General features: G+C 30.5%; 21 protein-coding genes and 1 pseudogene. 3 read left to right on the forward strand and 19 right to left on the reverse strand.

What is annotated here, in order from left to right:
• The first annotated feature begins 45 nt into the window (after positions 1-45).
• On the forward strand, positions 46-264 hold the full coding sequence (locus HGI79_RS06000) for a helix-turn-helix domain-containing protein (RefSeq protein WP_241428151.1): 219 nt from the start codon (positions 46-48) through the stop codon (positions 262-264).
• A gap of 387 nt (positions 265-651) precedes the next feature.
• Here HGI79_RS06000 and HGI79_RS06005 read toward each other — a convergent pair.
• From HGI79_RS06005 to HGI79_RS06055, 11 genes and pseudogenes are all read right to left on the reverse strand, one after another.
• Positions 652-897, reverse strand: a pseudogene (locus HGI79_RS06005) (deoxycytidylate deaminase); the annotation flags it as partial.
• A 244-nt stretch (positions 898-1,141) separates the two neighbouring features.
• Positions 1,142-1,771 (reverse strand): uracil phosphoribosyltransferase, encoded by a 630-nt coding sequence (upp, locus tag HGI79_RS06010; protein ID WP_185649762.1) that lies wholly within the window; start codon positions 1,769-1,771, stop codon positions 1,142-1,144.
• Positions 1,772-1,797: 26 nt separating this feature from the next.
• Positions 1,798-2,247 (reverse strand): ribose 5-phosphate isomerase B, encoded by a 450-nt coding sequence (gene rpiB, locus HGI79_RS06015; protein ID WP_185649763.1) that lies wholly within the window; start codon positions 2,245-2,247, stop codon positions 1,798-1,800.
• Between the two features lie 249 nt (positions 2,248-2,496).
• Positions 2,497-2,943 carry a low molecular weight protein arginine phosphatase gene (locus tag HGI79_RS06020; RefSeq protein WP_185649764.1) on the reverse strand — a complete coding sequence of 149 codons (447 nt, stop codon included), beginning with the start codon at positions 2,941-2,943 and terminating at the stop codon, positions 2,497-2,499.
• 25 nt (positions 2,944-2,968) lie between these two features.
• Entirely contained in the window at positions 2,969-4,021 is a 1,053-nt protein-coding gene (locus HGI79_RS06025) for an L-threonylcarbamoyladenylate synthase (RefSeq protein ID WP_185649765.1), read from the reverse strand.
• Positions 4,022-4,465: 444 nt separating this feature from the next.
• Positions 4,466-5,176 (reverse strand): ZIP family metal transporter, encoded by a 711-nt coding sequence (locus HGI79_RS06030; protein WP_185649810.1) that lies wholly within the window; start codon positions 5,174-5,176, stop codon positions 4,466-4,468.
• Between the two features lie 116 nt (positions 5,177-5,292).
• Positions 5,293-5,910, reverse strand: coding sequence for a hypothetical protein (locus tag HGI79_RS06035; RefSeq protein ID WP_185649766.1), 618 nt, complete (start codon positions 5,908-5,910; stop codon positions 5,293-5,295).
• A 28-nt stretch (positions 5,911-5,938) separates the two neighbouring features.
• Positions 5,939-7,015 (reverse strand): peptide chain release factor 1, encoded by a 1,077-nt coding sequence (gene prfA, locus HGI79_RS06040; protein WP_185649767.1) that lies wholly within the window; start codon positions 7,013-7,015, stop codon positions 5,939-5,941.
• A gap of 62 nt (positions 7,016-7,077) precedes the next feature.
• Entirely contained in the window at positions 7,078-7,953 is an 876-nt protein-coding gene (gene prmC / locus HGI79_RS06045; protein WP_185649768.1) for a peptide chain release factor N(5)-glutamine methyltransferase, read from the reverse strand.
• On the reverse strand, positions 7,953-8,879 hold the full coding sequence (locus HGI79_RS06050; RefSeq protein ID WP_185649769.1) for a DUF1385 domain-containing protein: 927 nt from the start codon (positions 8,877-8,879) through the stop codon (positions 7,953-7,955). The genes prmC and HGI79_RS06050 overlap by 1 nt, the downstream gene beginning before the upstream one ends.
• Entirely contained in the window at positions 8,879-9,496 is a 618-nt protein-coding gene (locus HGI79_RS06055; RefSeq protein WP_185649770.1) for a thymidine kinase, read from the reverse strand. Before HGI79_RS06055 ends, HGI79_RS06050 begins: the two co-directional genes overlap by 1 nt.
• Before the next feature lie 158 nt (positions 9,497-9,654).
• Between HGI79_RS06055 and rpmE the strand changes: the two genes are divergently transcribed.
• Complete coding sequence (gene rpmE, locus HGI79_RS06060) at positions 9,655-9,864, forward strand: 50S ribosomal protein L31 (RefSeq protein WP_185649771.1); 210 nt, start codon at positions 9,655-9,657, stop codon at positions 9,862-9,864.
• A 73-nt stretch (positions 9,865-9,937) separates the two neighbouring features.
• Here the strand turns inward: rpmE and rho are convergent, their stop codons facing one another.
• From rho to ypeB, 7 genes are all read right to left on the reverse strand, one after another.
• The gene (gene rho / locus HGI79_RS06065; RefSeq protein WP_395939515.1) at positions 9,938-11,392 is read right to left on the reverse strand and encodes a transcription termination factor Rho; all 1,455 of its coding nucleotides are present in this window, start codon (positions 11,390-11,392) and stop codon (positions 9,938-9,940) included.
• Between the two features lie 538 nt (positions 11,393-11,930).
• The gene (locus HGI79_RS06070) at positions 11,931-12,281 is read right to left on the reverse strand and encodes a hypothetical protein (protein WP_185649773.1); all 351 of its coding nucleotides are present in this window, start codon (positions 12,279-12,281) and stop codon (positions 11,931-11,933) included.
• A gap of 165 nt (positions 12,282-12,446) precedes the next feature.
• On the reverse strand, positions 12,447-14,057 hold the full coding sequence (locus tag HGI79_RS06075; RefSeq protein WP_185649774.1) for a CTP synthase: 1,611 nt from the start codon (positions 14,055-14,057) through the stop codon (positions 12,447-12,449).
• A gap of 220 nt (positions 14,058-14,277) precedes the next feature.
• On the reverse strand, positions 14,278-14,586 hold the full coding sequence (locus HGI79_RS06080) for a ribose-5-phosphate isomerase (RefSeq protein WP_185649775.1): 309 nt from the start codon (positions 14,584-14,586) through the stop codon (positions 14,278-14,280).
• Positions 14,587-14,800: 214 nt separating this feature from the next.
• Positions 14,801-15,226, reverse strand: coding sequence for a DUF1934 domain-containing protein (locus HGI79_RS06085; protein WP_185649776.1), 426 nt, complete (start codon positions 15,224-15,226; stop codon positions 14,801-14,803).
• A gap of 26 nt (positions 15,227-15,252) precedes the next feature.
• Positions 15,253-16,233 carry a tRNA 4-thiouridine(8) synthase ThiI gene (locus HGI79_RS06090; protein WP_185649777.1) on the reverse strand — a complete coding sequence of 327 codons (981 nt, stop codon included), beginning with the start codon at positions 16,231-16,233 and terminating at the stop codon, positions 15,253-15,255.
• A 532-nt stretch (positions 16,234-16,765) separates the two neighbouring features.
• On the reverse strand, positions 16,766-18,136 hold the full coding sequence (gene ypeB, locus HGI79_RS06095; protein ID WP_185649778.1) for a germination protein YpeB: 1,371 nt from the start codon (positions 18,134-18,136) through the stop codon (positions 16,766-16,768).
• 444 nt (positions 18,137-18,580) lie between these two features.
• On the opposite strand from ypeB, the gene HGI79_RS06100 reads away from it, so the two are divergent.
• Positions 18,581-19,825: an MGDG synthase family glycosyltransferase gene (locus HGI79_RS06100; protein WP_185649779.1), complete on the forward strand. Its 1,245-nt coding sequence runs from the start codon at positions 18,581-18,583 to the stop codon at positions 19,823-19,825.
• Positions 19,826-19,836: 11 nt separating this feature from the next.
• On the opposite strand, the gene spoIIR is transcribed toward HGI79_RS06100, so the two are convergent.
• Positions 19,837-20,484, reverse strand: a complete 648-nt coding sequence (spoIIR, locus tag HGI79_RS06105) for a stage II sporulation protein R (protein WP_185649780.1) — start codon at positions 20,482-20,484, stop codon at positions 19,837-19,839.
• Positions 20,485-20,520 lie beyond the last annotated feature (36 nt).

Here is a 20,520-nt window from a genome sequence, read left to right on the forward strand (position 1 = left end):
CCTATAAAATCAATACATAATATTTAAAAATCGAGGTTGGTTAAATTGCATAATAGAAATATTATTGGAAAAAAAATTAGTTTAATACGAAAGCGAAAGGGAATAACTCAAGAGCAGCTAGCTGCAAGATTAAACGTTCAAGGAATTAATATAGATAGACCTATGATATCTAAAATCGAGAATAGGACTAGAGAAATATTAGATTACGAAATTAAAGGAATTGCAAATGCACTTGGAGTACATGTAGGCGATTTGTTTGAGTAGTAAAGGCTATTAACCTATAAGAACATTATATAGTTAAATTTGATGATAGTACAATAAGGTTTAAATAAAAACTCATTATTTTTTCTTATTATCGCTTTATATAAATCTTTTATCTACTGATATGGTAGTCAATTAATCATTTCATATTACTTCTTTAGATATAACATATAAATCTCTAGAGAAACTGTTAAATGCCTTTTATATCTTATACCCATATACAATTACGTAATCTTGTTTAATTCATTATATATCTTCAACAAGATTTTTTACCTTAAGTAATTCCCCCCCTTAATATATGTTTATCTTTACCTTTCAACCACTTTGCTTACCTAAACACTTTTATTGCCAAAACGTGTAATTACATTCATCATATATACACAATATATATTTTTCTGCATGAACGGATCTACATAACTCATATCTAGTTCCCCTTGGTATATTTAATTCCTCTCTCCGACAATATCCTAAATCACAACAATTTTTTCTTCCTCGAGGCGATCCAGTATATCCCGTAGCTATAATTTCATCGTTTTTTACGATTATAGAAGCAAAATTTCTTCTAATGCAAGTTCCTCTTTCTAAAACTGTTTCACATATATCTAGATAATAGTTATTTTTGTCAATTCTTAACATAACTTCCTCCAACAAATAATACTTAAATTTTTTGTTTTTCCATAAGCAACCGCCATTAATTTCCACTTAAGTTTCACTTTATCTACAAGTTTATACTTATTTATTCCCTTTTTTATTCTATACTAAAAACTATTTAAATGAAAGTACTGATTACCTATTACAATTATAAAATTTAGCATGAAACCTTTATATGTATGTAAAATAAGCGGTAAACTATGTTCACCGCTTATTTTACATACATATATTATTTAGTTCCGTATAATCTATCTCCCGCATCGCCTAATCCAGGTACTATATATCCTTTTTCATTTAATTTTTCATCTATAGATCCAACATATACATCTATATCTGGGTGAGTATCTACAACAGTTTTTATTCCTTCTGGTGCAGCTATAAGACACATCAATCTTATATTTTTAGCACCTTTTTGTTTAAGAAGAGTTATAGCATCTGTTGCTGATCCACCAGTTGCAAGCATGGGATCTGTTACAATAACTTCCCTTTCACCTATATCTTGAGGAAGCTTACAGAAATATTCAACAGGTTTTAGTGTTGTTTCATCTCTATATAATCCTATATGACCAACTTTTGCTGCTGGAATAAGTTTTACTACTCCTCCTACCATTCCTAGTCCTGCTCTTAATATTGGAACTACTGCAACTTTTTTACCTGATAGCATTTTACATCTAGTTTTGCATATAGGTGTTTCTATTTCAATTTCTTCAAGTTGAAAATCACGAGTTACTTCATAAGCCATAAGCATAGCAACTTCTTCAACAAGTTCTCTAAAATCTTTAGATCCAGTGTTTTTATCTCTTATTAAGGCTAATTTATGTAATATCAGCGGATGTGATATTTGTGTTACTTTATTCATTATAATGTTCCTCCAACTAACCTATGTTATTTACTATATTTCTTTTCAATTTCAGTTATCTTATCAATTCTTTTCTGATGTCTATCGCCTTCAAATTTGGCATTTAAGAAGGTATCTACTATATCTAGCGCAAGTCCTGCTCCTACAATCCTCTGCCCTAAAGCTAGTATATTTGCATTATTATGCTCCCTGCAAGCGTGAGCACTAAAAGTGTCACTACATAGTGCAGTTCTTACACCTGGAATCTTATTAGCAGCTATACTTATACCTATTCCAGTTCCGCAAACTAAAATTCCAAAATCATAGTTTTTATTTACTACCTGTTCTGATACAGCCAAAGCATATTCAGGATAGTCACAAGAAGCCTCCGTATATGTTCCAAAGTCCTTAATTTCTATTCCCTTAGCTTCTAAATGTTTTATTATTTCCTTTTTTAATGGTAAACCAGCATGATCGCTTCCTAAAGCTATTTTCATAAAAACACCTCCAAAATATTAAGTACTGTAAAATATGCTACATAACCAATTATTTATGTAAAGTTTTAAGTTATAACAATATAAACAGAATTCTAAGCTTCAAGCAAAATTTTTATTCCATCTTTTTAAAAGTGGCTAATCAGAGACGTAACCGCTCTTTACTCACACTTTTAAAAAGATGGGAGTATTATGGCTGGTAGCCCAATGGATAAATCCGCAAAAAAAGAAGATGCTGAGATTAAATAATACCTACATCTTCTTCAATTTGTCTAATAATGATGAAATACTCTGCTTTAATTGATTATAAGTATGTCTATATATTTCTACATCTCCACCAAATGGATCAACTATATCACTATTAACAGATATATACTCATTTAATGTATAAGTCTTATGCTTAAATTCCGGAAATGTATTAATTATTACATCTCTTATACGTGCAGTCATAGTTAAAATAAGACTAGCATTTTCCAACATATTTCTAGTTATTTGAACAGCATTTCTGTTGCTTATATCTATATTCAAGTTTTCCTTAGTAACCATGGCAGAATTTTTAGAAGTTTTACTATTATGTACTATAGCTATACCTGCTGAAACAGCTTTAAAGTCTTTTATATCACACAAACTATTAAATATAGCTTCTGCCATACAACTTCTACATGTATTTCCAGTACAAACAAAAAGTATGTTTTTCATAGCAAACCTCCTACAAAAATATAAATCAAACTGTAATTATATCAAATCCAGCTGATTTTTTAAGTCTATTCATAACTGCTAAACCTATACCTTTTTCTTCAAAGGACTCAACTAGTATCACATCTACTTTTTTATCATCAAGGTCTCTCAATATCCTAAATAAGTTTTGTGATACAATACTCATATCTTTTCTGCTTCCTAAAGACATTACTATACCATTTGTATATGAATATTTTGTCTCATCTGTAGCCATTATTCCTACTACCTTGTCATCATCTATATAATTTTGCACCATTTCATTAATTTTTGCAATAGTTTTTTTCAAATCTCCTTGAATAATTTTTACTGGAGCTTTTGGTGCATAATGTCTATATTTCATTCCTGGAGCTTTTGGTTTAAGGTTATCACTAGGTTTTTTCATTATAGCTGGATCTATGTACGCATCTTTGTCGATGCCCTTCAACATCTCAAGAGTTATTCCACCTGGGCGTAAAACACAAGTAGGATACACAGTACAGTCTATTACTGTTGATTCTAAACCTACTTTACAATTTTCTCCTCCAATAATATAATCTACTCTTCCATCTAAATCTTCTATACACCTCTGAACATCCGTTGGACTTGGTCTTCCTGAAATATTGGCTGAAGGAGCTGCAATAGGAACTCCTGCAGCTTTTATGAGTTCTCTAGCTATAATATTAGATGGCATCCTTATTCCTACACAGGGTAACGATGCACTAGTAATATCTGGTACAATTGGTGACTTCGGTAATATTATAGTCATAGGTCCCGGCCAAAACTTTTCCATAAATTTACGTGCAATATCAGGTATTTCCTTAACTAAGGATTCAACCTCTTCCATGTCACATATATGAACTATTAAAGGGTTATCCTGAGGTCTCCCCTTAGCCTGAAAAATTTTCTTAACCGCTTGTGAATCTAAAGCATTAGCTCCCAGTCCATAAACTGTTTCCGTAGGAAAGGCCACAAGACCTCCTTTTCTTATTACTTCTCCAGCTTTCCTTATAGCTTCTTTATCTAAATTTTCTTCATTAAGTAAAATAACTTTTGTATTCATTATATTTAACCACCCTTTGTTGTATAGTAAACCCTATACTTGATTAAGTTATCTCTACAAACTTCAATTTAATTGATAATTATAGTTTACTAAATACTATTTTTCAAGCATTTATGTTCAATAATATAGATATACACGCCCGAAATTTAACTTATACTCCGGAATATGCTGCCAAACTTCGGTACGTTAAAAACTTTTAATCAGTCTAAAGTTCGTGTTTTTGAAAATCAAAGAAGCTTTGATAAACTCGTGCCTCAAACATATCAAAGCTTCTAAGATTTTCTAAAAACACTTCACTAAGACTGATAAAAAAGTTTTTAAATGTGCCTTCAGTTTTGGCAGCATATTCCTACGTATAAGTTAAATTTAAGTTGTGCTTATCTATAAGTGCACTTCATACAAAAAGACTGCATTCAAATATAACTCATGCAGTCTATGAAAGTATTATATTAATCTAACCATAACCAGACCTACAATGATGCCAAAGAGAATACCTATAGTACTAGTAACCCCATTCCAAAGTCTCGAGGACTCCGGAATCATTTCTCCACAGACTACATATAACATTATACCAGATGCCATAGCAATGCAAGCACCAAGTACATTTATCGATATGTTAGCTATGTAAGCTCCAATACCTGTCCCTATGGCAGTTGGAAAGGCAGTTAGAAACGCATAGAGAAGTATCTTTGGTATCCTTACTCTAGAAGCTACCAGTGGAGCAGCTACAGCTATGCCTTCTGGTATGTCATGTATAGCAATAATTAAACTCATCTTGATTCCTAATGTACCCCCTGCAGCAAAACCGCATCCCATTATTATACCTTCTGGAAAGTTATGAAGCATAAGTGCTATGGAAGCCAGGAATGCAACCTTAACATGCTTATTTAGGTTGTCCATATTTATCTTTCTGTCTATAATAGCTATTACTACGATTCCAATTATACAAAATATTATGGTTCCAATAAAATTCCATTCAGTTAAAGCCTCTGGAATCAAATCAAATACTACTACAGATAACATCAGCCCTCCAGCAAACCCAATTATACTCCCTAACAATTTATTAGATGGTTTTTTTATAGCTACTCCCAATGAAGCTCCAGTCATAGTACCAATTAGAGATACTATACTTCCTATTAACACAATACGAGTCATATCAAAGTTCAAGAAATCACCCTTTTATTTATTACTTATATACCATATGTATTTTTATATCACTATATATATTCCAATTTAGCACAAAGTTATTATGAAGCTAAATTATCTAAACACTATTTTTTATTATAATATTTGGAATTTTCTCTATAAAACTTTATTTTCTCCACAGCATCCACAGTAAAATATCCATAAACGCAGTTTATATATATTACGTCTAGCAACGGGTATTTATTTAACCCCCCTCTTCTTATTATAGTATAATAATATTCATGTTCAGGGTGTAAGATTTTTATTTTATTATATTCATATGCTACATAAGGATGATTCTTAAGAAAATTTAAGTTAATAGGTATCATTCTATCGCTTCTGAATTTCGATGAGGCAATAATTATTATTTTAAAATCTTTATTTTTATCATCAGCAGAGTTAATATCCTCCACATGAACTAGCAAAACTTTACTGCAGATTAAATTAATTTTTTTATTATTTACTCCTAAAGAAATCTGAAGCTTATGTCCATTACAACTAAATTTTAAATATTCTTTGTTAACTCTTATCCAAAGAGCTATGAGTATCAAAGCTTCAATTATGATTAAATAAGTTATATAAAATATATTAAATTCTCTAGTTATAAACAAGACTGTTGGAAGTGTAAAAAAAATAAAGCACATAGACAGCAGAAATCTTTTATAAGATTTTTTTTGCTTTCTAATAGCTTTATCTATATTCATCAGTTTCCCTCTTTTCTAAATTTAATAACTAATAATTATTACCCATATTCTTCATTTTTTCTGCTTGGTCTGTAGTTATTAAAGCATCGATTATTTCATCTATATCTCCATCAAGAAAAGCATCTAGTTTATATAGAGTTACTCCTATTCTATGATCTGTAACTCTTCCTTGAGGATAATTATATGTTCTTATTCTTTCACTTCTATCCCCAGTTCCAACTTGGCTCTTTCTATCTTCAGCTATACTTGCACTTCTTTCTGCTTGTGCTTTTTCAAATAATCTTGATTTAAGAACCTTCAACGCCTTTTCTTTATTTTTTAGCTGTGATTTTTCATCTTGACATGAAACAACAAGTCCTGTTGGCAAATGGGTAATTCTAACCGCTGAGTCAGTAGTGTTAACGCACTGTCCTCCATGACCAGATGCTCTAAATACATCTATTCTTAAATCATTAGGATTAATATCAACTTCTACATCATCTACTTCTGGCAAAACTGCCACTGTAGCAGTTGAAGTATGAATTCTTCCACTTGATTCAGTATCCGGAACTCTTTGAACTCTATGAGCACCACTTTCGTATTTAAGCTTACTATATGCACCAGAACCCTTTAGCATAAATACTATTTCTTTAAAACCACCTATATCAGTAGCATTTATACTTATAGTTTCTATTCTCCAACCCTTACGTTCTGCATATCTTGTATACATTCTAGTTAGGTTTGCAGCAAATAGAGCTGCTTCTTCTCCACCTGCACCTGCTCTTATTTCGATAAATACATTCTTATCATCATTAGGATCTTTAGGTAAAAGCAGAATTCTTAATTCTTGCTGTTTTTCTTCAATAACAGCTGTAAGTTCCTTTATTTCTTCTTGAAGCATTTCTCTCATTTCTTTATCTGACTCATCTTTAAGCATTTCTTTATTAGCTTCAAGATCATCTTGTGCTTTTTTGTATGCTTTAAACTCTGTTACAACTGTTTCAAGTTCTGAATGCTCTTTACACAATCTTTGCCACTCTTTTTGATCCGCCATAACTGATGGATCACTTATCTTTATGGATAATTCTTCGTATTTATTCTCTATGAAGTTAAGCCTTTCTAACATACTTTATCTCACTCCGTATAAATATTTTCACAATGTATAATTATATCACAATTCTTGCATTTCTAGCAACAAATTTTTAATGTTCCTTGTACTACTCGATCTTTTCCTGCTAAATCTTTAAAGCATTTAACATCACTAAATCCATATTGATTTAATATGTGTTTTACATCTTCTTTTTGATCGTACCCAATCTCAAATATGAGTATGCCGTTAGTATTTAAAACCTTTAGACTCTGCTGTGTTATTTTTCTATAAAAATCTAACCCATCTTCTCCTCCACACAATGCAATATATGGCTCATAATTTTTTACATCATCCATTAAGGTTTCAATTACATCCCTTCTTATATAGGGTGGGTTAGATACAATTATATCATACTTTTCGCCATTACATATGAAATATTCTAATAGATCACTTTTTATAATCTTAACTTTTTCTTCAACACTCAACCTTTTTACATTCTTCCTAGCTACATCATAGGCTATATCTGATATATCACAGCAACTAACTTTTATATCCTCAACTAATTTAGCAATGGACACGCCTATAGCACCACTACCAGTACAAACATCACATACAGTTTTAAAATTGTTTTCTCTTATCTCGTCAATAGTTTGCTCTACTAAAATTTCAGTATCTGGCCTTGGGATAAGTATTCCCTCCTTAACTAAAAAGGACAACCCCATAAATTCACATTCACCTAAAATATATTTTATAGGCATTTTATCTTTTCTCAGCTCTATAAGCTTAAGATACTGTTCTGCCTGTTCAACACTTACTTCATGCCCTCTGTTGAGCAACATAAAAAGTCTATCTCTTTCTAAAACCTTGCCTAACAAAAGTTCTGTATCCAATAAATAACTATCTATATTTGCGGATTTTAATATATCATAACCATTTTTTAAAAGTTCACCTATTTTTAAGCTTTGTTGTTCCATTATAAAGTCTCCGTTTCTTCTATACCTTCTGCATGCTTTAAGGCTGTTATAGCAACCTCTAACTGCTGAGTATCCGGTTCTTTTGTGGTAAGTTGTTGAAGGGTTATACCCGGATAGGCTATAACTTTAGATAACATGCTTTCACTTTTGCCAATCCATCTTATGAGCTCATAGGTACAACCTGATACAACAGGTAGTAATATTATTCTGTATAATATTCTTTGCCATAACGAACTCCAACCAGTTAAAGAAAATAATATTATACTTACTATCATAACCAAAAACAAAAAATTCGTACCACATCTCGGATGAAATCTCTGAAACTTTTGTACATTTTCAGGAGTTAGCTCTACTTCGTTTTCATAACAAAATATGGTCTTATGCTCTGCTCCATGATATTGAAAAACTCTATTTATATCTTCCATTTTTCCTATAGAATATATATACAACAAAAATATAGCCACTCTTATTATACCTTCAATTATATTTAAACCTATAGAACTATGAACTCCTACCTTCTTAAATATATTAGCAGCAAAAGTAGGCAATATAAAAAACAGTAATGCAGCTATTGCTATAGATATACAAAGAGTTATGCCCATAAGCACATCATCGCTTTTCTCCTTAAACATTTTTACAAATAACTTATCTAATTTTGACGGTTCTTCATCTTTATCTTCCTCAAAAAAGGATGCAGAATAATTTAATGTTTCTATTCCTATTATCAGCGATTCAATTAATGTAACAAACCCTCTTATGATGGGTAATCCTAATATTTTATTTCTTTTAGAATAAGGCACAACGTCTTTCTTATTAACAACAATTTCACCATTAGGTTTTCTTACTGCAGTTGCAACTCCTTTTTTACCACGCATCATTACACCCTCTATTACGGCCTGTCCTCCAACGGAAGTTTCTCTTGACATTATCTCACCTCTTTATTCGTCTTATTTGTTTCATACAACTCTTTATACATAAAATAGCATTTAGGACAAAGTGCTTCATATTCTATGTTATCTTCTTTATCTATAGCTATCTGTTTTCCTTCAAATATAAACTCACCATTTATTTTTCTACCATTTAGTAGAGCTTTTTTTCCACATTTACATATAGTTTTGAGTTCCTCTAAACTATGAGCTACTAATAACAGCCTCTCGCTGCCTTCAAATCCTTTCATTTGAAAATCTGTACGAAGACCATAGCAAATAGTAGGTATATTCATTAACACTGCTATTCGGAATAATTGATCAACCTGTTCTTTTTTAAAAAACTGAGCTTCATCTGCCAAGATACAATCAATTATACTCTTATTATTTATCCAATTTTCAACCTCTTTGTATATATCTTTATTTTTATCCAACAACATATCAACACTTCTGGTTACACCAAGTCTTGATACTACTTTGTTCCCTCCTTTAGTATCAGTCTTTGGCTTAATAATAAGAACTTTCATACCTCTTTCTTCATAGTTGTGAGCTACTTGTAATAAATTTGTTGACTTACCACAATTCATAGCACCATACCTAAAATATAACTTACTCATTTATTCTACCCTTTCATTGTATAATATCTTATATTTTATCAGACCTAATTTATATATTAAAGAGTTCTTTTAATTTATTGACTTTAATAAATATACTATGTTATAATACAATAGTTAAAAATTCGGGATTATCCCTATATTCGAAAGAGGTGAAAAACATGAAAGAAGGCATACATCCAGAGTACTATCATGATGCGGTAGTTAAGTGTGCATGTGGAAACTCATTTACAACAGGTTCTACTCAAAAAGAATTAAAAGTTGAAATATGTTCTAAATGCCATCCATTCTTCACTGGTAAGCAAAAATTAATCGACGTTGGTGGAAGAGTTGATAAGTTCATGAAGAAGTTCAATCTAAAATCTGAATAATAATAAGAATAAAGAAACTCGTTTCTTTATTCTTATTAAAAAACCTGTCCTTTATGTCAAAGGACAGGTTTTGTTATTTATTTGTATTTTTGCTTATATCCATTTTATTAATTAGCTCAATAAAATCTAGATTATTTTTAGTCTTCGATAATAAACTTATTAACTGCTCTGTTACATTTTGACTATTATTTTCTTCGTATAATACTTTTCTAATATTAAACGCCGTTTCCTTCTCAACCTGGCTGTCAAATAGTAAATCATCTCTTCTTGTACCAGATTTATAAATGTCTATGGCAGGGAATATTCTTCTCTCCTGTAGTCTTCTATCTAAATGAACTTCCATGTTTCCAGTTCCCTTAAATTCTTCAAATATCATATCATCCATCCTGCTGCCTGTCTCTACAAGAGCTGTAGCAAGTATAGTAAGACTTCCACCTTCTTCTATGTTTCTTGCTGCTCCAAAAAACTTTTTAGGCATTATTAACGCACCTGGATCTAATCCCCCTGATAACGTTCTTCCTGTAGGTGTTATTGTTAAATTGTATGCCCTAGAAAGTCTTGTAATACTATCTAGAAGAATTACTACATTTTGACCTTGTTCAACCATTCTCTTTGCTCTTTCAAGCACCATATAGGCAACCTTTGTATGATGTTCTGGTTCTTCATCAAAAGTTGAGTAAATTACCTCTCCTTTTATAGACCTTTGCATATCTGTAACTTCTTCTGGTCTTTCATCTATTAAAACAACTATTAACTTTACATCTGGGTGATTCTTAGATAAACTCTGAGCTATTTTCTTAAGAAGAGTAGTTTTACCGGCTTTAGGAGGTGCAACTATAATTCCTCTTTGACCTTTACCAATAGGGGATATTATATCCATGAGTCTTGTTGATAAATCAGATTGTTCCGTTTCTAGTTTTAGTCTTTGCTCTGGGTAGATAGGCGTAAGTTTTTCGAAAGGCTTTCTTCCTACTGCTCTCTCTGGGTTTTCACCATTTACTTTTTCTACATAAAGTAAGGCTTTAAACTTTTCCCCTTCTTTAGGGATTCTAACTTTACCACTTACTTCGTCTCCGGTCTTCAAATTAAATCTTCTTATTTGAGATGGTGACACATATATATCATCGGGTCCAGTTAAATAATTTCTACCTCTTAAGAATCCGTAGTTATTATTTTCTATTATTTCAAGTACACCTCTAGCTGTATCAGATTCATTTATCATTTCTTTTAACTTTTCTCTTTTTTCTTCTTCACTTGGTTTTTGTTCTTCTACTTTTTCATCCTGCAGCTTTGTTTCTTGCTGTAATTTTGTTTCTTGTAATTCTTCCTTTTGCTCTGTTATAACTTCTTTTACTGTATCTACCAAATCATTTTTAGGACTTATCTTTTCTCTTAGTATTATACCGTCTTTTTCTATATAAGCCGGCGAAACTTTTTTTATCTCATCGATTAACTCGGCCTTTTTATATTTAGATATGTTTTTTATACCTAAACTTTTAGCTAATTCCTTAAGTTCAGTAACAGTCATGCTGTCTATATCCTTAGTAACCAAAAAATAACACCTCACATATTTAATTTTAAATTTATATTAATATTATGGGAATAATCAAAAGAATTTTATCCATTCCGCTACCAGCCCTAAGACTCTCTATTCTGCAAGTGATAAGTTAAGGACTAATATACACTGGATCAGTTCAACTAACATTCAGACGAGTGGTTAAATACCTAAGTGACATTTAACCATCAGCTTGCTGGTGTGAGCTAGCATAAAGATGGCCCTGAAGTCTCCAAACAAACTCCAACTGAATAAAGTTTCACTATTTTTGAAAGGTTAGGGGTATAATATATATTATACCCGTTTTTAATATTTTTATCCACATTTTTATTCTAATATTTATTATATAATAGTTAACATCCTAATAAAGTTCAACTGATCCAGCATGCAGTACCTCTAATGGGCTGTCTAAGCCTCCTATATCTATTTTGACTTTTGTGACAACTTCTTACCATTACTCCCTCTTCACTTCTAAGCTCATAATATAAGAGTAGAAGTTTTCCTTCTACTCTTATATCATATTGTAGTATGTATTTTTTTTATGTACGTTATTATATTTGTTAACTCTTCTACTTACCTTATTATAATTACCCATATAAAATAAAGGCATTCCTAAAACTTCGCATCCGCCCGCAATTAAATCCTTATTCATAAATTCGTTTATATTATATCTATAGTAATGATGCTTTTCACAGAGAGGACACTTTATCTTAACTACTACCACTTTGTTATCATAAATTTTTATCCTTAGAGAGGTGAAGTTTTCATGAACCTTATTTATTTCAAACAAAGAGAATCTTTTCAAATCATATTGCCCATAAAAGTTTTTTAATGCAATACTTAGATGTGTATTAATTAACATAATATTCACCCCTAACGAACTTTAATCTCTAGGTATATTATTTCTATAAGTATTATTAAAATCCTTCATAAAATATAACAGTTTATATTTTATTTAAGTATTTTTATTCGACAAAAATAAATTGACATATATAAAATATATGCCAATAAACATTGATTCTAAACTCTATTCTTCATCCTTATCACCAACAGAAGCTTTTATAAAGTCTCTAAATAATGGATGAGGTCTGTTTGGTCTTGACTTTAATTCTGGATGGAACTGAACTGCTACAAACCAAGGATGATTCTTTAATTCAACAATTTCAACTAATCTTTCATCTGGACTAGTTCCTGATAAAATAAGTCCAGATTGTGTTAAAACTTTTCTGAATTCATTATTAAATTCGTATCTATGTCTATGTCTCTCATATATAACTTCTTCGCCGTAAGCTTTAAATGAATTAGAATCCTTTGATAACTTACATGGGTATACACCAAGTCTCATGGTTCCACCCTTCTCATCTATATCTTTTTGGTCTGGCATTAAATCTATAACAGGGTATTTTGTTTCTGGGTCTATTTCTGAAGTATGAGCATCCTTATATCCTAAAACATTTCTAGCAAACTCAATTACAGCACACTGCATACCAAGACATATTCCAAGGAAAGGAACGTTGTTTTCTCTAGCCCATCTTATAGCCTCAACCTTACCACCTACACCTCTATCACCAAATCCACCTGGCACTAAAATACCATCTACATCTTGTAAATAACTTTCTACATTTTCTTTTGTAACATCAACAGCATTTATCCATTTGATATCTACGTTTGCATCATTAGCATAGCCACCATGGCTTAAAGCTTCAACTACTGATATATAAGCATCATGTAATTCAACATATTTTCCAACTAAAGCTATAGTTATATTTTTAGATAAGTTTTTTATCTTGTTAACCATACTAGTCCATTCAGAGTTATCTATATCACAACATGGTAAATTCAGTTTTTCACAAATAAGAGTATCTAGTCCTTCTTTGTGAAGCATTAATGGAACTTCATATAAATTCTCAGCATCTAGATTCTGAATAACTGAATTTCTATCTACGTTGCAGAATAACCCTATCTTTTCTTTCAAATCATCTGGTATAGGCTTTTCAGAACGGCACACTATTACATCTGGTTGTATACCTATACTTCTTAATTCCTTAACAGAATGTTGCGTAGGTTTAGTTTTTAATTCTCCTGATTTTCCCAAGTAAGGTACTAAAGTTACATGTATAAAGCATACATTTTCTCTTCCAACTTCATACTTAATCTGCCTAATAGCTTCTAAGAATGGTAGTGATTCTATATCACCAATAGTTCCTCCAATTTCAGTTATAACTACATCTACGTCTCTTTCTTTAGCTACTCTATATACTCTAGATTTAATTTCATTAGTTATATGGGGAATTACCTGTACAGTACCACCTAGGTAATCTCCTTTTCTTTCTTTTGTTATTACTGACCAATATACTTTACCAGTAGTAACATTACTATTTTTGCTTAGGTTTTCATCTATAAATCTTTCATAATGTCCTAAGTCTAGATCTGTTTCAGCACCATCTTCAGTTACAAAAACTTCTCCATGTTGATATGGACTCATTGTTCCTGGGTCTATATTTATGTATGGATCAAATTTTTGAATTGAAACTTTAAGCCCTCTATTTTTTAATAGTCTTCCTAAAGATGCTGCTGTTATTCCTTTTCCTAGCGAAGACACTACTCCTCCGGTTACAAATATATATTTTGTGCTCATATGAATTCCTGCTTTAATTAAAGCAGTGTTCACCCCCTATTGTATATAATCGAATTTGATATGATATCTGAAGTAATTATTGACAAAATATTTTATTAGTTTTATAATAAAAATTACCCTACAGTTAAAATGGTATTATTGTGTTTTAAAACATAATAATTATATTATCATATTTTTATATATTATGCTATAGATTTTTTTGTTTTTGTCGAAGAAACTTTTATTTAGTATTTTCAATTATGTCCTCTGCCTCGAAATACATATTTCTTATTTGTCTATTTAATAACATTTTTTCTTGTGCTCTTCTAAAGTTAGTATTCATAGTATTCTTACTCATAGATGGAAAATCTTTTTTTATCATATCTATTTCATTACAGCCATACTTTTTAATAAGTAGAAAAAATAAATATTTACAATCATTGTCCTTTAAAATTTTAAATAGTTCTTCTCTGCTCAGTCCTTTATACTTACAAAGCAAATTTATTATTCTTTCATATTTTACTTCTTTATCACTAAAATATTGCGCCATATTTAATCATTACCTCCATACTTAAACTTTTATACTATTAATTTAAATATTGTCCACATTTATTTATTCTAAACAAGATATAAACTACTAGTGTTTCATTGTTTATATACTAAAATTATTGCCTTAAAACTTCTAAACAATACAACTTTTCAATATAAAGTGAAACTGGAGTATTAGCGCGGATAGTCATAGAATAAACTTAAAGACGCAGATCTTAATTTTGATCTTGCGTCTTTATATTTATACTTAGTAATGTATTTTGAGAAGATTGACCTGAAACACTCATGTGATAATCTATAAAAATGTCTCCACCGTTGTTATCTATATTAATATTCAAATTGTTAGTTTTTATCCTTAATTCTATAGTACCATAGGGAGTATTATACATTGATATATTTTCCCTTTTTTCCTCAAATTCCATTTTTGCACTGGTATTTCCCACTCTTATAAGAGAAAGTGTATTTTTTCCTATTTTTAAGGTAGTTGTGGTACCTTCCATTCCAGATATAGTGGTTTCCTCATAAACAGCATAGTATAGATTATCCTTGTAGTAAAAATCTCCTGGTGTTACTACTTCAATGGCCTCTTCTTCATTACCAACTTGTTTACTAGAAATAGAAACAATAGCTTTTTTATTCATACAATTCTCCTTTTAAACCTATGTATTTATATTATAATTTTATTTATTTCTTCTTCTGTTGCTGAGCTTACTTCCATATATTTATTTAAAGAATGTTTAAAGTATCCATATTTAATTCCTATTACATTCTCATCTTTTCCCTTACAATATCTGGCTGTTATCTTAGCTGCAAGTTCTATATCTTCATCAGTAGGCTCACCCGTTATTATAACCATAGAACCCTTAAAGTCTTTTGCTAAAAACACCATATCTTTATCAGTAAGATACTTCTTTATCTCTTGTGTTTCATCACCAGTTCTTGCAGATATAATCTTGGCTTTTTCAGAATTTCTAAAGTGTCTACCATACTTTAGCAATTCTAGTTCATTGACTTCTAAGATATCCTTGTAATTTAAAAGTTCCTTTAATCTTTTTGCGTAATTAGGTTCTGTTAGCTTACATCCTCCTGCTGGTGAAGGATAATCCTTGATTCCCCACCTTTCAGCTAATTCTATTTGAATTTTTCTACTTCTGCCTGATATATCTAAAAGCTTTTCCCTATCTACTAACCCATCTAGTTCCATTTGAGTTGGTTTAAGATTTTTAGCGCATAAGGGTCTTAAAATTTTATCACTAAAACCAGACTCTTTTTTTACAATATCTAGGGAAACCTTATTTTGCGACATAGGTCTTTGATTCAGTACCTCACCAGTTATTATAAAATCTGCTGAATATCGTTCTAGAAGCTTACCAGTATAATTTAACATCATAGTATGACAATCTATGCATGGATTAATATTCTTACCATATCCGTGTTTTGGACTTTTTACAAGTTCAAAATGTTCTTCAGAAAAATCTACAACTTCTAGCGGAATATCTATTTGAGCCGTCATCTTTATGGCATTTTTCGGTCCAAAAAAATAAGATTTAAAACATATACCTATTACATCGATTCCTTGATCTTTTATGAGTTTTGCTGCTAGTGTACTATCTAGCCCTCCTGAAATCATAGCAAGTGCTCTAGTCATATTTAATCACCTTTCCAACAATAAAAATTTACAATGAAACACTTTTTTGTATAGATACCCACGCCCGAAATTTAACTTATGCTCCGGAATATGTTGCCAAACTTCAGCACGTTAAAAACTTTTAATCAGTCTAAAGTTCGTGTTTTAGAAAACCTAAGAACCTTCGATAAACTCGCTACGCTCTGTCGGACCAACTTATCAATTACCATTGATAAGTCGCTCGTTAAAAGCCATTTAGGCTTTTAACCAATCTAAGGTTCTAAGATTTTCTAAAACACTTCACTAAGACTGATAAAAAAGTTTTTAAATGTGCTTTCAGTTTTGGAAACATATTCCTACGCATAAGTTAAATTTAATTTGTAGGTATCTATATTAATGTTACACCGTAAAAGAGTATAAAACTTCTAAGTATTAGTTTAGTTAATTTTTGTTTCTTTATCAATAACTTTTACTGTATAATTGCAATAATATATCTATTTATATAAAACTCCTACTTAAAAAGTAGGAGTTTTATATAAATAGAAAATATTTTTTACATAGTAAGCTCGCCATTTGGAGTGTTTATAATCTGCATTATTCTCTGTTCATATCCTGTATCCGCATTGATATAAACTAAATAGTTATCGTCTTTATAGTTTCCTGCAAATTCATAACATAGAACTTCTTTGTTTGACTCTGTAGGAATAATTGCAACTCTGGAGCTAGTTATATTAAGTCTTTTACCTACTTTTTGCCTTGCCTGTTCTGCACTTATTTTAGGTGTTCCTATATTTCTGTTATCTTCATGAGCTGTAAGATATTTTTCAGCTTCTATGCCAACTATACTTCCGTCATCTAAAGCTACCTTAAGTTTTATCTGATCTGGATAAATCACAGTATCCTGCTGTTTGTATACATAATTTATTACAGTAATGTTATCATAATTTAATGAATAAGTTGAAATCATATTCTTATATCCTATATTAGCAAGATAATTACTCCCTATGTCTCCTGCTTTTTTAGAGTCTATTTTTGCAGAGCCAACACTTCTGTTATTAAGTAAATATAATATTTTTCCGCCTTTTTTACTTATTTCACATACCACTGTCTCATTGTTATCTTTTCGTCCTTTTAAAAGTGCAGAAAACCTATAAGAATCTATTCTACCTTTACCTTCGTTAGGTAATTGTTGTATACTATCTATTCTATCTTTTCCTATAATGTTTCTTGCGGTTTCTTCTGCTTGTTTTTGAGAAACGTCTTTCTGAGAATTTACCTTTGGTTTTATTTCTAAGGTGTTATCTGAAAAAGGTCCATCATAAATTAATGCTGGATATTCTGCTACCTGCTTTTGAATCCCTGTAAACATATCAGATAACTCGTTTCCTTTGTTACTAGCTAAAACACCACTAGCTTTTCTTCTAATTTCTCCCCATTTTACGTTTCCTTCGTTTATGTCATCGGAAACTTGCTTAAGCTGCTGTTCTAACTTAAAAGATTCATCTTTCAACCTATCTATTGTAGCATAGTCGTTATCATTTAATTCTCTACCTTCTGAAGACGCTTTAGCCAAAGAATAAGAAAAATCTCCAACCTGAGACAAAAACTTACTTGTATCACTTATAGTCGTTTGTGATACGGGAAGAGAGTGAATTTTATCATTTGCTACTGATGAGTGTCTAAAAATTTCCTCAAAAACAGTGATTCCTTGTTCTCTGGATCCAACTATTTCTGCTTTTCCTAGGTTAACTCTTATGTTTTGTACAGAGTCAATGAGATCATACATACTTTTGCTATACTGGGCTTGAAGATAGTTTCGTAAATCAGTTCTTTCTAAAGTCATAAGAACAGCATAAGTACTTGAAAATACTACTATTAGAGTAACTAGTGCAGTATATACTATTCTTTTTCTCGTGATTTTCATAAAGATCCCTCCTAAATTTATGTAATATAATATGTGTATTTGAATAAGCTATATATGCTATATTATCTGTATTTGGATAATTGTTATTCACTATATAAAAACTTGTTTAAATTCTTAACAATAATTTGCAAACTTTATAAATATATGCGTATACTATATAAAGTAACTATTTAGAGTTTTATCTAATAATAAAGTACAACTTACATTGCATTGATTTTGTCTGGTGTGTAGTTGAACCAACCCAATGCATAAGTAGTCCTAACACTATGGATTGCAAAATAGAGAACCTCTGATCCGGCAGTTAAATGGTTAAAAATTCCTGTTTCCACAATATTAATTTTTCCTTACCAATATTAATTTTTTCTTAATTGTTCTTTAAATATATTTATTATATCTCTTACATTTTATATAATGTTATTACATACTTAGCTAGAAGGTGATTAAATGAAAGTATTAATTCTTTCGGTTTCTGCTGGCGGAGGACATAGTCACGCTGCAGAGGCTATAAAAGATTACATAAATTTTAATAGCTCGTCATCAGATATAAAAATTGTAGATACTTTGAAATATATAAATCCTATAATAGACAAAGTAGTAATTGGAGGCTATTTAAAGACATTAAAGGTTACTCCATCCCTTTACGGAAAGTTGTATACTCATTCTGAAGGTAATTATAAATTAGCAACTATAATAAGTTCTAAGCTTATTAAGATTATGACGCACAAGCTGCTACCTTTAATAGACGAATTTAATCCCGATATTCTAGTATGTACTCATTCATTTTCCACAGAAATGGTATCTGTAATGAAATCAAAGTACAATGTAAATATTCCATCTATTTGTATAATTACCGATTACTACTCCCATAGTACTTGGCTTCATCCCTGCATAGATGCGTATGTAGCTTCAAATCATGATATGATTGAGGATATGATATCAAAAGGAGTTTCTCGAAGTGCTATATACAATTTAGGAATACCTGTTAGGCCTAGTTTTCTAAAAACATATGATAAATTTAATACACTAGAAGAGCTAAACTTATCAGTACATAAGCCAACTATATTAATTATGGGTGGAAGTCTTGGTATGGGAAGTATTACAAATATCTATAAGAATCTAAATATGATTGGTAAAGATATACAAATAATAGTTATTACAGGTAATAACAAAAAACTTTATTCTGAAATACTAGAGTTAACTAAAAGTTCTCCTAAGGAAACTCGAGTTATAGGTTTTACCAATGAGGTAAATAAATACATGCAGTGCAGTGATTTGCTTTTAACAAAACCTGGCGGCTTAACAATTACAGAAGCTTTGATATGTGAAATTCCTCTTGGAATTTTTTCGCCAATCCCCGGACAAGAAGAAAAGAACGCTCAATTTTTGTTGAGACACAATCTTGCAGTTAACTTATCAGATATAAATAACTGTACAATGATAATAGAAGATCTTCTTGAATCCAAAGAAAAGTTAAATGCCATGAGAGAGAACTGCTCTAAGTTTTCTAAACCATATTCGGGTAATGATATATTTAATCTTATTGATAATCTTATACAAAAAAATAAAGCAAATTGTTCCATTAATAATAACAATAAAGTTCTTCATAAAAATAACCCTAGTAAAACTTTATTTAAGTCTGTTGAAAGGTATTTTGCTAAAACTGCGAGTAAACTTTTTGCGGGAAACTAAAAGTCCAGCACTTAATGCGCTGGCTTCAATTTCTTTAATACATTTAACACCTTAAATTCAACTTTAATATTATTTTTCGATTCTACATCTGTTAAACTGTTATCTATAACTTTATATTCATCTGGCGATAACACTTGTTTCATTTCTTTTTCCGTCTGTTTATATGAAACTTCTCCCTTTGTAATATCTACAAAACATAGTGGAGGGAACATAACACACCACCAATTTTGGCCTTTACCACTTCCTATGATTATTCTATATGCTTCGTAGTTTCCTTGAGGCAGCGTTATGTTTCCATAAGTTTTTACTGGAAAATTTTCATGTGATAACATAGACTTTACAGAATAATTATATCCATTTTCTTTTATAACTTTGTTAGCAATATTAATTATTTGGTCATTATTATCTTTAAGAATTTTTCTTGATTCTTCTATACTTTTCGAATTATTAAGCTTTGGTTGTATATATTCTAAAACTTTATCTCTTACCTTTAATTTTAAAGCTTGGTCATTTTTTGAATCACTATTAGCTATAACATGAAATCTAATTATTTTTGATGCTATATTTTCTTGGTTACTTCTGCTTTTCACCAAATTATTGTTTGTACTTAGAGCAAATACAAATAAAATACATATTGCAATTATTAATAACTTTTTCATTTTAAAATCCCCCAATCATTTTTTAACCATTTACTC

It is taken from the genome of Clostridium sp. DJ247 (assembly GCF_014231265.1).

Excerpts from the sequence above, each read along its gene's own strand:
- upp (WP_185649762.1), bottom strand. The coding sequence starts at position 1,771 with ATGAATAAAGTAACACAAATATCACATCCGCTGATATTACATAAATTA.
- rpiB (WP_185649763.1), bottom strand. The coding sequence starts at position 2,247 with ATGAAAATAGCTTTAGGAAGCGATCATGCTGGTTTACCATTAAAAAAG.
- HGI79_RS06020 (WP_185649764.1), bottom strand. The coding sequence starts at position 2,943 with ATGAAAAACATACTTTTTGTTTGTACTGGAAATACATGTAGAAGTTGT.
- HGI79_RS06025 (WP_185649765.1), bottom strand. The coding sequence starts at position 4,021 with ATGAATACAAAAGTTATTTTACTTAATGAAGAAAATTTAGATAAAGAA.
- HGI79_RS06030 (WP_185649810.1), bottom strand. The coding sequence starts at position 5,176 with ATGACTCGTATTGTGTTAATAGGAAGTATAGTATCTCTAATTGGTACT.
- HGI79_RS06035 (WP_185649766.1), bottom strand. The coding sequence starts at position 5,910 with ATGAATATAGATAAAGCTATTAGAAAGCAAAAAAAATCTTATAAAAGA.
- prfA (WP_185649767.1), bottom strand. The coding sequence starts at position 7,015 with ATGTTAGAAAGGCTTAACTTCATAGAGAATAAATACGAAGAATTATCC.
- prmC (WP_185649768.1), bottom strand. The coding sequence starts at position 7,953 with ATGGAACAACAAAGCTTAAAAATAGGTGAACTTTTAAAAAATGGTTAT.
- HGI79_RS06050 (WP_185649769.1), bottom strand. The coding sequence starts at position 8,879 with ATGTCAAGAGAAACTTCCGTTGGAGGACAGGCCGTAATAGAGGGTGTA.
- HGI79_RS06055 (WP_185649770.1), bottom strand. The coding sequence starts at position 9,496 with ATGAGTAAGTTATATTTTAGGTATGGTGCTATGAATTGTGGTAAGTCA.
- rpmE (WP_185649771.1), top strand. The coding sequence starts at position 9,655 with ATGAAAGAAGGCATACATCCAGAGTACTATCATGATGCGGTAGTTAAG.
- rho (WP_395939515.1), bottom strand. The coding sequence starts at position 11,392 with ATGACTGTTACTGAACTTAAGGAATTAGCTAAAAGTTTAGGTATAAAA.
- HGI79_RS06070 (WP_185649773.1), bottom strand. The coding sequence starts at position 12,281 with ATGTTAATTAATACACATCTAAGTATTGCATTAAAAAACTTTTATGGG.
- HGI79_RS06075 (WP_185649774.1), bottom strand. The coding sequence starts at position 14,057 with ATGAGCACAAAATATATATTTGTAACCGGAGGAGTAGTGTCTTCGCTA.
- HGI79_RS06080 (WP_185649775.1), bottom strand. The coding sequence starts at position 14,586 with ATGGCGCAATATTTTAGTGATAAAGAAGTAAAATATGAAAGAATAATA.
- HGI79_RS06085 (WP_185649776.1), bottom strand. The coding sequence starts at position 15,226 with ATGAATAAAAAAGCTATTGTTTCTATTTCTAGTAAACAAGTTGGTAAT.
- HGI79_RS06090 (WP_185649777.1), bottom strand. The coding sequence starts at position 16,233 with ATGACTAGAGCACTTGCTATGATTTCAGGAGGGCTAGATAGTACACTA.
- ypeB (WP_185649778.1), bottom strand. The coding sequence starts at position 18,136 with ATGAAAATCACGAGAAAAAGAATAGTATATACTGCACTAGTTACTCTA.
- HGI79_RS06100 (WP_185649779.1), top strand. The coding sequence starts at position 18,581 with ATGAAAGTATTAATTCTTTCGGTTTCTGCTGGCGGAGGACATAGTCAC.
- spoIIR (WP_185649780.1), bottom strand. The coding sequence starts at position 20,484 with ATGAAAAAGTTATTAATAATTGCAATATGTATTTTATTTGTATTTGCT.